At 69.4% G+C, this 13,121-nt stretch carries 11 protein-coding genes; 7 read left to right on the top strand and 4 right to left on the bottom strand.

The window, feature by feature from the left end; all coding sequences use genetic code 11:
* The first annotated feature begins 9 nt into the window (after nt 1–9).
* The 5 genes from AC07PA_RS28820 (at nt 10) to AC07PA_RS28800 (ending at nt 5,841) form a co-directional block, all read left to right on the top strand.
* On the top strand, nt 10–246 hold the full coding sequence (locus tag AC07PA_RS28820) for a hypothetical protein (protein ID WP_007854954.1): 237 nt from the start codon (nt 10–12) through the stop codon (nt 244–246).
* Nucleotides 247–328: 82 nt separating this feature from the next.
* A complete protein-coding gene (locus tag AC07PA_RS28815) occupies nt 329–1,465 on the top strand; it encodes a hypothetical protein (RefSeq protein ID WP_494606585.1) in 1,137 nt (378 codons plus the stop codon).
* The gene (locus AC07PA_RS28810) at nt 1,465–2,688 is read left to right on the top strand and encodes a HupE/UreJ family protein (protein WP_494606587.1); all 1,224 of its coding nucleotides are present in this window, start codon (nt 1,465–1,467) and stop codon (nt 2,686–2,688) included. Before AC07PA_RS28815 ends, AC07PA_RS28810 begins: the two co-directional genes overlap by 1 nt.
* 53 nt (nt 2,689–2,741) lie before the next feature.
* Entirely contained in the window at nt 2,742–4,856 is a 2,115-nt protein-coding gene (locus AC07PA_RS28805; RefSeq protein ID WP_494606589.1) for a TonB-dependent receptor, read from the top strand.
* A gap of 190 nt (nt 4,857–5,046) precedes the next feature.
* Complete coding sequence (locus tag AC07PA_RS28800) at nt 5,047–5,841, top strand: phosphodiesterase (protein WP_494606591.1); 795 nt, start codon at nt 5,047–5,049, stop codon at nt 5,839–5,841.
* A 3-nt stretch (nt 5,842–5,844) separates the two neighbouring features.
* Here the strand turns inward: AC07PA_RS28800 and gudD are convergent, their stop codons facing one another.
* From gudD to AC07PA_RS28780, 4 genes are all read right to left on the bottom strand, one after another.
* A complete protein-coding gene (gene gudD / locus AC07PA_RS28795; protein WP_494606593.1) occupies nt 5,845–7,197 on the bottom strand; it encodes a glucarate dehydratase in 1,353 nt (450 codons plus the stop codon).
* Nucleotides 7,198–7,246: 49 nt separating this feature from the next.
* Nucleotides 7,247–8,221 carry a Bug family tripartite tricarboxylate transporter substrate binding protein gene (locus AC07PA_RS28790; protein ID WP_494606705.1) on the bottom strand — a complete coding sequence of 325 codons (975 nt, stop codon included), beginning with the start codon at nt 8,219–8,221 and terminating at the stop codon, nt 7,247–7,249.
* A gap of 220 nt (nt 8,222–8,441) precedes the next feature.
* On the bottom strand, nt 8,442–9,353 hold the full coding sequence (gene kdgD / locus AC07PA_RS28785) for a 5-dehydro-4-deoxyglucarate dehydratase (protein ID WP_494606595.1): 912 nt from the start codon (nt 9,351–9,353) through the stop codon (nt 8,442–8,444).
* 342 nt (nt 9,354–9,695) lie between these two features.
* Nucleotides 9,696–10,688 carry a molybdopterin-dependent oxidoreductase gene (locus tag AC07PA_RS28780; protein ID WP_494606597.1) on the bottom strand — a complete coding sequence of 331 codons (993 nt, stop codon included), beginning with the start codon at nt 10,686–10,688 and terminating at the stop codon, nt 9,696–9,698.
* A gap of 175 nt (nt 10,689–10,863) precedes the next feature.
* Here AC07PA_RS28780 and AC07PA_RS28775 point away from each other — a divergent pair, with 175 nt between their 5' ends.
* A complete protein-coding gene (locus tag AC07PA_RS28775; RefSeq protein WP_494606599.1) occupies nt 10,864–12,261 on the top strand; it encodes a chloride channel protein in 1,398 nt (465 codons plus the stop codon).
* 171 nt (nt 12,262–12,432) lie between these two features.
* Nucleotides 12,433–13,119, top strand: coding sequence for a Crp/Fnr family transcriptional regulator (locus AC07PA_RS28770; RefSeq protein WP_035205246.1), 687 nt, complete (start codon nt 12,433–12,435; stop codon nt 13,117–13,119).
* The last annotated feature ends 2 nt before the right edge of the window (nt 13,120–13,121 follow it).

Raw genomic sequence — 13,121 nt, 5'->3', positions numbered from 1 at the left:
ATGCACACCATGCCCAACACCAAGATGCAAAAGGCCGCCCTGGTGGCCGTGGGAGCGATGGCGCTGACGGCCTGTGGCGGCGGCGGCAGTGACAACGCCGGGCCCGATGGCGGCGCCGGCGCGGTGAACGCCTTTGCCTACACCCAGCCGATTGCGGCCAGCGTGCAGGACGCGGCCGAACCCGTGGCCGTGGACCAACTGGTGCTGTCCACCAGCGATACCGACGAGCCAGACACCCGTCTGTGACGTTGCCAGGGGCGGTGGCCGCATGCTCGTGCATGCGGCCACCGCCTGCTGCGCGCTTACCCCTTCACACCTGCGGACTCCCATGACACACCCTGCCCGCCTTTTCTGGGGGATCGGCCTTGCCCTGTGCTGCCTGGGCACGGCCGCCGCCGTACAAGAGTTGCGCCCCGCGTCGGACACCGAGGTGATCGAGGTGCTGCCCGAGCGGGTCAGCCTCGCACCGGCTACGCCACAGGCCGCCGCGGCCGCTGCGCGCCGCTGGATCACCCTGGCCCGCGAGACCGCCGACCCCCGCTACCTGGGCCGCGCCCAAGCCGTGCTGGCCCTGTGGTGGGGCAAGCCCGACGCGCCGCCCGAACTGGCGGTGCTGCAGGCCACGGTGGAGCAAAGCCGCCATGAATTCGATGCCGCGCGCACGACATTGAAGCGCGCCCTGCAGGCCGACCCTGCCCAGGTGCAGGGCTGGCTGACCCTGGCCACGCTGGAGCGGGTGGCCGCCCGCTATGCCGAATCCGAGACCGCCTGCCGCAACGTGGCGCGCCATGGGGCTGCGCTGCACGCCACGGCCTGCCTGCTCGAAAGCCGCTCGCTGCAGGGCCAGAGCGACGCGGCACGCAGTGGCTTCACCGCACTCATCGGGCAGGCAGCGGATCCGGCTGGCCGTGCCTGGCTGCTGTCGCTGCTGGCTGAGAGCGAGGAACGCGCCGGCCGCGACGATGCGGCCGATGCCGCCTACCGCAGCAGCCTGGCTGCGGCGCCCGACGGGTACACCGCCCTGGCCCATGCCGACCTGCTGCTGCGCCTGGGCCGCCCGGCCGCCGCCTTGGATGTGCTCAAGGCCCAGCCCACCAGCGACGCCGTGCTGTTGCGCCGCGCCCAGGCCCTGCGGCTCATGGGCAAGACCGTGCAGTCACAGGCCCTGGCCACCGAACTGCAGGCCCGGTTCGCGGCCCTTGCGGCACGCGGCGAAGCCCTGGATGCCCACGCCCGAGAACGCTCGCTGCTGGCGCTGTGGCTGCAGGGCCAGCCCCGGGAGGCCTGGCATGCCGCGCAGGCCAACCTGGCCTTGCAGAAAGAGCCGCTGGACTGGTGGCTGGCGCTGCAGACCTCCGAGCAATCCGGCGACGCCGCCGCCCACCGAACGGTGGTGGAGAGCTTTCAACGCACGGGCCTGCAGGACGCGCGCCTGGCCCGCTGGCAAGCACAGGGAGGCAAGTGATGCACCCGCCACGGATCCCACGAACGACCTGCGCGCTGCGTTGGGTGGCGATGGCCGGAGCCCTGGCCGCCGCCTGCGCCGCAGCGCCCAATGCTTGGGCGCACAAGGCCAGCGATGCCTACCTGCGGGTGACTGGCGCCGGCGGGGCCGAACCCGCCGCGCGCACCGATGCCGTGGCGCTGCAGCTCTCGCTGGCGCTCAAGGATGTGGATGCCGCGCTGGACCTGCTCGATGCCGACGGCAACCGCCAGCTCACCTGGGGCGAGATCAAGCAGGCCACGCCCGCAGTGGCCGCCTGGGTGGGCCAGGGCATTCGCTGGCAGTGCGGCGACGCCGCGCTGGCCCCCGCGTGGCGCTTCGAGGCACTGGAACAGCGCACCGACGGCCGCTACCTGCGCATGGCGGCTGCACTCGACTGCGGAGCCACACAAGCGCTGGCGCTGGACTACCGCCTGATGCAGGGCATCGACCCCACGCACCGCCTGCTGGTCAGCGGGCAACTGGGTGGACAGCCGCTGGCCGCCGTGCTGGCACCCGACGGCCGCTCGCGCACCGACCTGCGCGCGGTGGGCGGCAGCACGGCCACAACCGAGGCTGCAACGGCCCGCAGCGGCCCGGCCACACTGCTGCACTTTGTCTCGGAGGGCGTGCACCACATCCTCGAAGGCTATGACCACCTGGCCTTTCTGCTGGCCCTGCTGCTGCCGATCACGCTGCTGCGCCGCCAGGGCGCGGCGCAGGCCACGGCGGCCGCCGGGCCGTGGGGCGGCCTCAAGGCGCTGCTGCTCACCGTGACCAGCTTCACGCTGGGCCATTCGGTCACGCTGGTACTGGCAGGCCTGGGCTGGGTCACCGTCTCGGGCAACTGGGTCGAGCCGGCGATTGCCATCAGCATCGGCGTCTCGGCATTGCTCAACCTGTTCCCGGTGAAGGGGCTGCGCAGCGATCTGCTGGCGCTGTGCTTTGGCCTCGTGCATGGGCTGGGGTTCTCGGGCGCGCTGGTCGAGGCCGGCGTCTCTGGCGGCCTGCTGGTCTGGGCGCTGGCGGGGTTCAACCTCGGGGTGGAGGTCGGGCAGCTCATGGTGGTCGCTGTCTGGTGCGGCGTCTCCCTGCTGCTGGCGCGTTGGTCGGGCTACCGCACCGTGGTGGTCAAGGGCGGCTCGGTGGCACTGATCGTGCTCTCGCTGTACTGGACGGTGCAGCGCGTGGCGTTCTCTGGCTGAGGGTGTGGCCGGGAGCCTGCGCGGCAGGACTCCTGGACAATGAAAAGGCAGACATGAAGAAGAAAAAGCTCTCTCGCACGGCAACGCCGCGCCCCCTGGCGCTCGGCATTCTGGTGGCCAGCATGGCCACCACGGCGGCCTGGGCCCAACAACAGCCCACGCACCTGCCCGAGGTCGATGTGCGCGGCCCCAGGGACGTGACCATCGGCCTGGCCGACAGCGCCAGCGAGGGTGCGGTGGAGCGGGAGTCGTTCCAGGCGCGTCCCAAGCTGCGCCCCGGCGACATCGTCGAGGCCGTGCCCGGGGTGGTGGCCACCCAGCACTCGGGGGATGGCAAGGCCAACCAGTACTTTCTGCGCGGCTTCAACCTGGACCACGGCACCGACTTCTCGGTCACGGTGGACGGCATGCCGGTCAACATGCCGACGCACGGCCACGGCCAGGGCTTTGCCGACCTGAACTTCCTGATCCCCGACCTGGTCTCGGGCGTGCGCTACCGCAAGGGCCCCTACTTCGCCGACAGCGGCGACTTCTCCGTGGCGGGCAGTGCCTCGCTCGACTACATGAGCGCGCTGGACGCGCCGTTTGCCGAGGTGACCCTGGGCCCCAACCACCTGCGCCGCCTGCTGGCGGCCGGCTCGCGCACCCGGGACGACCAGACCTGGCTGGGCGCCATCGAGCTCGAAGGCAACGACGGCCCCTGGGATGTGCCCGAGCGCCTGCGCAAGATCAACGCCGTGGTGCGCTATGCGCAGGGCTCGCCCAGCAGGGGTTTCAGCGTGACGGGCATGGCCTACCGCAACCGCTGGAACGCCACCGACCAGATTCCCGAGCGCCTGATCGACAGCGGCGAGCTGCCGCGCTTCGGCTCGCTCAACCCCACCGACGGCGGCAGCACCCGGCGCCTGAGCTTGTCAGGCAAATGGTTCGACAAGGGGCCCGAGGGCCAGACCCAGATCAGCGCCTATGCCATCGACTACCGCTTCGACCTGTTCTCCGACTTCACCTACTTCCTGCGCGACCCGGTCAACGGTGACCAGTTCGAGCAGTCGGACCGGCGCCGCGTGTTCGGCGCCCAGGCCTCGCACAGCCTGCCCAACCGGATCGCCGGCCTGGACGGTGTATTGAGCATTGGCGCACAGTGGCGCGGCGACCGCATCGCCGAGGTGGGCCTGTACAACACGGCCGCCCGCCAGCGCCTGTCCACCGTGCGCAATGACCGGGTGTCGCAGGACATGCTGTCGGTGCATGTGCAGCAGTTCGTGAGCGTCACCGAGCGCCTGCGCGGCTACGCGGGCTTGCGCGGCGACCTGCTGCGCTACGACGTGCAGGGCCGCGAGGCCGTCTATGGCGCAGCCAACAGCGGCAGCGGCCACGACGCGCTCGTGAGCCCCAAGGCCGGGCTGGCCTGGGCCATCACCCCCGTGCATGAGCTGTACCTGAACATGGGCGTGGGCTCGCACAGCAACGACGTGCGCGGCGCCACCATCCAGACCGACCCGCAAAGCGGGCTGCCGGCCGAGCGCGTGCCCGCGCTGGTCAAGGGCGTGGGCAGCGAGATCGGCTGGCGCTACCAGCCTGGCGACGACCTGACCATCACCACGGCGCTGTGGCAGCTCAAGCTCGGCTCCGAGCTGGTGTATGTGGGCGATGCAGGCACCACCGAGCCGGGCCGCGCCAGCTACCGGCGCGGCATCGAGACCACCGTGCGCTGGAAGCCCCACGCCCGCTGGCGCCTGGAAGCCGATGCCGCCGTATCGCGCGCGCGCTTTCGCGGGGAGGCGCCCGAGGGCGAAGGCAATTACGTGGACAACGCACTGGAGCGCGTGCTGGCCGTGGGCGCGGTCTACACCCAGGGCCCGCTGACCGCCTCGCTGCGCCTGCGCTATATGGGGCCGCGCGCGCTGGACACGCTCAACTCCGTGCGCTCGCGTGCCAACACGGTGCTCAATGCCGGCGTGCGCTATGCGATAAGCAAGCAGCTCACCCTGGGCCTGGACGTGTTCAATCTGGCCGGCAAGAAGGGCAACGACATCGAGTACCTCTACGCATCGTGCACGGCAGGCGAAGCGGCGCGCGGTGACTGCACGGGCGGCGGCATCGAAGGCCGCCATGTGCACCCCATGGAGCCACGCAGCGCGCGGCTCAGTGCGCGCTGGGCGTTTTAGGGGCCCGCGGCTTTCGACAAGGCTTCCTGCGCTGCGGTGTACCCAAGGCGCTGCAGCTGAACACCGGCAAAGGCCAGGGCCCGAGGTGCGCCGGCAAGAATACGCCAACCGGCGTATTCAGGAGCGCATGGCGATTCCAGATACTTCATGGACTGCGGGTTGCCAACCCTGCTCCGCCAACGGAAGCCCCATGCTCATCGCCCAACTCTCCGACCCCCATGTGCGCGAAGCCGGCGTGCTCTACCAGGGCGTGGTGGACTCCAACCGCATGTTCGCCGAGGCCCTGGCCCACCTGCATGCGCTGGACCGACGGCCCGACCTGATCGTGCTGACCGGCGATCTGGTAGACCATGGCCGGCCCGAGGAATACCAAGAGGTACGGCGGCTGCTGGCTGCGACCACCATCCCCTGGCTGGCGATGGCCGGCAACCACGACGAGCGCGAAGCCTTCCGCTCCGCCTTCCACGACCAGGCCTGCCTGCCACGCACGGGTCCCCTGCATTTCTGCGTGGACGACTACCCCGTGCGCATCATCGCCGTGGATTCGTGCATCCCCGGGCTGCACCATGGCCAGGTGGATGCTGCGGCGCTGGCATGGCTCGATGCCACCCTGTCAGAAGGACGCGACAAGCCCACCTTGCTGATGCTGCACCACCCGCCCTTCATGAGCGGCATTCCGTACATGGACGAATACCGCTGCATCGAGACCGAGGGACTCGAAGCCGTGGTGCGCGACCACCCGCAAGTGGAGCGCGTGCTGTGCGGCCATGTACACCGCAGCATGCTGCGCCGCTGGGCCGGCACGGTGGTATGCACCGCGCCCAGCACCACCACAGAAATATGCCTGCAGTTGCGCCCGGATGCGGCACCCGCCTCGGTCGTCGGCCCTTCGGGCTGCCTGCTGCACCTGTGGGATCCGTTGCACGGCATGGTCAGCCACGTGAGCCACATCGGGCGGTTCGAGGGGCCGTATCCGTTTGCCTGAAACTCAGCGCACCATGCACGGTGCCTTGTTGTTGAACTTCCAGCCCGGGATCAGGTACTGCATGGCGATGGCGTCGTCGCGCGCACCCAGGCCGTGCTGCAGGTACAGCTGGTGGGCCCGTTCCACGGCGTCCATGTCCAGCTCCACGCCCAGGCCGGGCTTGTGAGGCAGGTCGATGAAGCCACCCTTGATCTGAAACGGCTCCTTCGTCAAGCGCTCGCCGTCCTGCCAGATCCAGTGCGTGTCGATCGCGGTCACGCGGCCGGGGGCGGCGGCGCCCACGTGGGTGAACATGGCCAGCGACACGTCGAAGTGGTTGTTCGAATGCGAGCCCCAGGTCAGGCCGAAGGCCTGGCACATCTGGGCCACGCGCACCGATCCGGCCATGGTCCAGAAATGCGGGTCGGCCAGCGGAATGTCCACCGACTGCAGGGCCAGGCTGTGCGCCATTTCGCGCCAGTCGGTGGCCACCATGTTGGTGGCGGTAGGCAGGCCGGTGGCGCGGCGGAACTCGGCCATCACCTCGCGGCCCGAGAACACGCCTTCGGCGCCGCAGGGGTCCTCGGCATAGGCCATCACGCCGTGCAGGTCGCGGGTGATGCGGATGGCGTCCTTCAGCAGCCAGCCGCCGTTGGGGTCCAGCGTCACGCGCGCCTCCGGGAAGCGCTCATGCAGCGCGCGAATCGCCTCGACCTCTTCCTCGCCACGCAGCACGCCGCCCTTGAGCTTGAAGTCGGCAAAGCCATAGCGCTCGTACGCGGCCTCGGCCAGGCGCACGATGCCGTCGGCCGACATGGCCTTTTCGTTGCGCAGGCGGAACCAGTCGTTGTCGGCACCGGGCTCGGTGCGGTAGGCCAGGTCGGTCTTTGCGCGGTCGCCCACGTAGAACAAATAGCCCAGCATCTGCACCGCCTCGCGCTGCACGCCATCGCCCAGCAGCGCGGCCACGGGCACGTTCAGGTGCTGGCCCAGCAGATCGAGGAAGGCCGACTCCACCGCCGTCACGGCGTGGATGGTGATGCGCAGGTCGAAGGTCTGCAGGCCGCGCCCGCCCGCATCGCGGTCGGCGAACTGGGCACGCATGGCGTTGAGCACGGCGTTGTGGTGGCCGATGGGCCGGCCCACGATCAGCGGGCGCGCGTCCTCGATGGTCTGGCGGATCTTCTCGCCGCCAGGCACCTCGCCCACCCCGGTGTTGCCCGCGCTGTCGCGCAGGATGATCAGGTTGCGCGTGAAGAAGGGGCCGTGCGCGCCGCTCAGGTTCATGAGCATGCTGTCGTGGCCCGCCACGGGCACCACGCGCAGCTCGGTGACGACGGGGGTGCTGGTGGCAGAAGGGATGGAAGAGGTGGTCATGGTGGTCTGGAAACGAAGATGGGCGCGCAAAGGCGCCCCGTGACAAGGCTCAATCAGCGGTGATTTTTCGGGTTTCGATGACCGTCTTCCAGCGCGCGAACTCGCGTGCCTGGTAGGCGGTGAAGGCCTCGGGCGTGCTGGCCACGATCTCCAGGCCCTGGTCGAGCATGCGCTTCTTCACGGCGGGGTCGTTCATGGCGGCGATGGCTGCGTCCGAGAGCTTCTTCTTGAGCGCGGGCGGCAGGCCCTTGGGCGCAGCCATGCCCTGCCAGGAGTACACCTCGGCACCGGCCACGCCGGCCTCGGCCAGGGTGGGCACGTCGGGCAGCACGGGGCTGCGCTTGTCGCCGGTGACGGCAATCGCATGCAGCTTGCCGCCGCGGATGTGCTGCAGCACGGCGTTCACGTTCTGGAACGAGAACTCCACCTGGCCGCCCAGCAGGTCGTTGATGGCCGGGGCACCGCCCTTGTAGGGGATGTGCAGGCCTTCGGTGCCACTCTGCTGCCAGAACACTTCGGCCGAGAGGTGGTCCGACGAGCCGTTGCCCGAGCTCGCAAAGCTCACCTTGCCGGGGTTGGCCTTGAGCTGGGCGATGACCTCCTTGACGGTGCGGGCCTTCTGGTTGGGCGCGGCCACCAGCACGTTGGGCGCCTGCACGGGCACGGTGATGTAGTCGAAATCCTTGAGCGCGTCGTACGGCACGCTCTTGAGCAGGTGCGGCGCCACGACGAAGGCACCGAGCGAGGACACCAGCAGCGTGTAGCCATCGGCCGGCGCACGCTTGACCATGCCGGCCCCCAGCGTGCCCGTGGCACCGGGGCGGTTGTCCACCACGAAATTCTGGCCCAGCTTCTCGCCCATGTGCAGGGCCATGGCGCGGGCCACCATGTCGGTGGAGCCGCCGGCCGGGAACGGCACGACGATGGTGACGGGCTTCTCGGGCCAGGCGGCTGGCGTGCCCGTCTGGGCCGATGCGGCAAAAGCCAGGCTGCAGGCGCTGGCAACCAGCAGCAGTTTCTTCATGAACATGGTGAATGTCTCCGGAGGTGGTGGTGTGGTGGTCAACGGCCCTCTTGCGGGGCCTTCTTCAGGCAAATTGCGTGGGTTGCGAAATAGTTCTGCAGCGGCTCAAGCGGGTCACAAAGCTCGCCGCAGCGGTCCTGGCCAGGCGCTTGCGGCGCAGGCAGTACAAGCAGTACGACAAGACGCAACAACGACGCCAGGAGAGCTTTGTGATCCGCGCTTACTGGGCACCGAGCTTGTCGATCAGCGCCTTGAGCTGCTCCAGCTCGGCGGGCTTGAGGTCCGTCAGCGGCGCGCGCACCGGGCCCGCATCGTGGCCCACCAGCTTGGCGCCGGCCTTGATGATGCTCACGCCGTAGCCTTCCACCTTGTTGCGGATGTCCAGGTAAGGCATGAAGAACTCCTTGAGCAGCTTGTGCTGCGTGGCCATGTCGTCGGCCGCCACCGCCTTGTAGAAGTCCATCGCCGTCTTGGGGATGAAGTTGAACACCGCCGAGGAGTACACCGGCGTGCCCAGCGCCTTGTAGGCCGCTGCATACACCTCGGCCGTGGGCAGCCCGCCCAGGTAGGAGAAGCGGTCGCCCATCTTCATGAAGATCGAGGACATGGTCTCGATGTTGCCCACGCCGTCCTTGAAACCGATCAGGTTGGGGCAGCGCTCGGCCAGGATGGCCAGGGAATTGGCCGTGAGCTTGGTGCGGTCGCGGTTGTAGACGATGACACCGAACTTCACGCTGTTGCAGACCGCGGCCACATGCTCGATCAGGCCTTCCTGGCCGGCCTCGGTCAGGTAGTGGGGCAACAGCAGGATGCCGTGGGCGCCCAGGCGCTCAGCTTCCTGGGCGTGGGCGATGGCCGTGCGCGTGGGGCCGCCGGCACCGGCAATGATGGGCACCTTGCCGCGGCAGGTGTCCACGGCGGTCTTGACGACCTGGCCGTACTCGGGGCCCGACAGCGAGAAGTACTCGCCCGTGCCACCGGCGGCGAACAGGGCGCTGGCGCCGTAGGGGGCCAGCCATTCGAGGCGCGCGGCGTAGCCCTTGGGGTTGAAGTTGCCCTGGGCATCGAAGTCCGTGACGGGGAAGGACAGCAGGCCGGAGCCCATGATGGATTTGAGGTCTTGCGGGTTCATGGTGGTAGCGGGGCGGTGGGTGGTCAGGGTTTCAACAGGTCGTACAAGTGGCTTGCAGTGCCCTGTTTCACGGGATTCATGCAAGGCCCAACGAACTAGCAGACCGGCTTGGGCAGTGTGGAAGCCGAGCAGGATCTCGCTTCAAACCGCGCCAAAGGGCTGCAATGGATGAATGTTAACGTTAACATTTGCGCAGACCATAGGGAAAACCCTTTGTCATGCGACAACTTCCCTGTTTTTTGCGGAATGGCATCCGAGCGATGCCTGCCTGACCGCCAAGGAACATCCAGGCCAGGCGCAGCGCAGCGCCAACCGCGCGGGTGGCCCCGCCGCCCTACCTGCCTACGGCACCGCTGGGGCTGCCGCGAACACCTCGATGGCTTCGAGCGCAGACACCGACCGGCCAGCCTTGCCATCACCCACCACCACCAGCCGTGCCAGGCCGCGTGCCAGCGGCTGCCCGTCCATGCGGTAGGCGATCAGCACGCGCTTGCCACCGAGATCGGGGCTCATCTCGGCCAGGGACACCAGGGCCTGGTAGCCGTCCGCCCCGGTGGCCACCAGGTACATGGCCTGCAGGTTGGCGCCGCTGTCGCCATCGGCCTCCAGCGCCGCCGAGGTGTGCAGCAGGCTCCACAGGTCCACCCCGGTGTAGCGGCGCCCGGCCACCTCGTGCGTGACGGCGGGCAGCGCATGCAGCGCAGCCTCGTCCAGGCGCAGGGTGTTGCCCACCGCGCCCAGCACCTGCACGGCCTGCGACACGGCGGCACCGCTGCCCGCGCCCACCGAGCCGGACGAGCGCACCTCCAGCCGCGTGAGGCCGGCCACGTAGCGGCTGCCCTGCACATCCCCCGGCGCGGTGATGCGCAGCGAGGCAGGCCCGGCCTGCTCGCCGCCCCCTGCCCCGCTCTCGGCATAGGCGAGGATGCTGCCCTTGTTGCCAAAGTCCGGGTGCAACTCACCCACCGAGAACACGGCGTTGTAGCCCTCGGCCCCGCTGGCCAGCACATAGCGGCCCAGGGCCGCCGCCCGCTGCCCATGGGCATCCGTGCCTGCAGCCGATTGCAACGCGCAGGCCTGCAGCAGCGGCCACAGCGCCGCCCCGGCGTAACTGCGCGCCTGCGGCCCGCTGTCGTCCTTGAAGGCCACCTTCTGCTGCACCACGCCCTGCTGGCGCAAATCCATCACCGCCTCGCTGGGCGTGGTGTCCACCGCGCACACGACCTGCACGCGGGCGCTGCCGTCTGCCTGGGTGGCGCATCCCTGCACCAGCCCGAGGGCGGCAATGCAGAGCGCGGCCTGGAGGGTGATCGGCAAACTGCGCTGGCTGTGCATGGGGTTCCGTCCATATTCTGGTGATGGGCCCATTCTGGCACTGCGAGCGGCACGAAACGCATGGGTTGTACCTTGTTTCCGAAATACGGACCGCTCGGCTTGGTAGGCTTCTTGCATGCGGCCACGGCCATGGCCGCCCTGCAGCTTCGCACACCGCACGCACTGCCCGCACCGCATGAACCATGAGCCCAACTTCTTCGACAACCTGCGCCAGGAGCTGAGGGACGGTCGGCGCTGGCTGGAGCGCTCCATCGTGCTCGCCTACGCCTGCGCCGCCGGGCTGTGCGTGGTGGCCTTCACGCTGCTGGCCGATGCCGCGTTCGAAGTGTTCCTGCACATCTACCACTGGCAAGGTGGCTGGGCGGTGCTGCTGTGGATGCCGGCCGTCACCGCGGCCGTGGTGTGGGCCACGCGACGCTGGGCACCGGGTGCGGCGGGCTCGGGCATACCGCAGGTGATCTCGGCGCTGGATTCCAGCCTGGAGACGGCGCGACGCGTGCGCTTCGTCTCGCTGTGGCTGTCGTTCGCCAAGATCGTGCTGGCCAGCGCGGGCTTCCTCGCGGGGCTGTCCATCGGGCGCGAAGGCCCCTCAGTGCAGGTGGCGGCCGGCGTCATGCACCATGCGCGTCACTGGTTCGACCACCGCTCGGGCATCACGGCCCATGCCTTGCTGGTGGCCGGCGGGGCAGCGGGCATTGCGGCAGCCTTCAATGCGCCGCTGGCCGGCGTGGTGTTCGCCATCGAAGAACTCTCGCGCAAGATGGAATCGCGCAGCAGCGGCGTCATCATCGCCGCCATCGTTCTGGCCGGTCTGATGGGCGTCTCGGTGTTCGGCAACCTGAGCTACTTCGGCCGCATCCAGGTGCCCCACCTGGGCTGGGACGCACTGCTGCCCGGCCTGTGCGTGGCGCTGGCCTGCGGCGTGCTGGGCGGCCTGTTCGCCAAGCTGCTGGCGGCCTCGCTCACCGGCACTTCGGAACGCGCCTGCCAGCTGCGCGCGCGCTTTCCGATCCGCTTCGCGGCGGTCGGCGCACTGGTGGTGGCGGTGATCGGCCTGGCCACCGGCGGCGCGACCTTCGGCGCCGGCTCCGAAGCGGTCAAGCACATGCTGGCCGGCGAGGCGGACATGCCGGCGTTCTACGTCACGCTCAAGTTCGTTGCCACCTGGCTGTCGGCCTGGCTGGGCGTGCCAGGCGGCATCTTCGCGCCCTCGCTGTCCATCGGCGCGGGCGTGGGGCAGAACGTGTCGCTGTTGCTGGGCCCCGACATCGCGCCCGCACTTATCGCCATGGGCATGGCCGCCTTCCTGGCCGCCGTCACGCAGGCGCCGCTCACGGCCTTCATCATCGTCATGGAAATGGTCGACGGGCACGCCATGGTGCTCAGCCTCATGGCCGCCGCCATGCTCGCCAGCCTGGTCTCGCGCATGCTGGCGCGGCCGCTGTACGAAACCCTGGCGCTGGCCATGCTGCAGTCCATGGCGCCACCGCCGGCGCCCTCACCAATCCCTTCGCCCGCGCCTTCGCCGGCACTGGCACCCAGGGCGGTGCCCCCTCCTGCACCACCGGTTTGAACCACGTGCGCAGCGGCCCGCGCGGCACCGTGAACCTGGAGCGGCCGGCCCGGAGCTGATCGCAGCAACCGCAGCCGCATGACTGGGAGGCGGCTCACAGGCTTTGCCCTATTGGAGTCCACTGTGATCGCCGCCACAATCCGAGCGCCCACCTTTGACGCCACGGCCACCATGACCGCAGACCCCCTCGACCTCTTCCTCGCCCAATCGCCCTGGATGCCCAGCCTCACCGCCGAGGAGGCCGCGCGCGTGCGCAAGGCGACCACGGTGCGCAGCTACCCCGCGGGTGGCGCGGTGTTTTCGAAGGGCACGCCCACGGCGCACTGGGCCGGGGTGATGCAGGGCATGCTCAAGCTGGACAACATCACCGCCGAAGGCCGCACCAGCACCTTCGCGGGCGTGCCCTCGGGGGCCTGGTTCGGCGAGGGATCGGTGCTCAAGGACGAGCCGCGGCCCTATGCCGTGACGGCGCTGACCGACAGCGTGGTGGCCCTGCTGCCGCGCAGCGAGTTCCTGCGCCTGCTGCACGAGAGCCATCCGTTTGCGCTGTGGCTCATCGGCCAGCTCAATGCGCGCCTGGCCCACTACGTGGCGCAGGTGCAGACCGACCGGCTGGGCGACACCACGGCCCAGGTGGCCTACAGCCTGTCGGGCCTGTTCAACGATGCGCTGTTCCCCAACACCGCGCGGCGCATCACGCTGTCGCAGGAGGAGCTGGGGCGCCTGTCGGGCGTGTCACGCCAGGTGGCCAACCGGGCGCTGCAGGAGCTGCAGGACCGCGGCGCGATCCGCCTGGGCTACGGTTCCATCGAGGTGATCGACCTGCAGGTGCTGCAGGCCATCGCACGAGAAGGCTGAGC

Source organism: Acidovorax sp. GW821-FHT09B03, from assembly GCF_059418305.1.
This window is presented reverse-complemented; position numbering and strand designations above follow the sequence as displayed.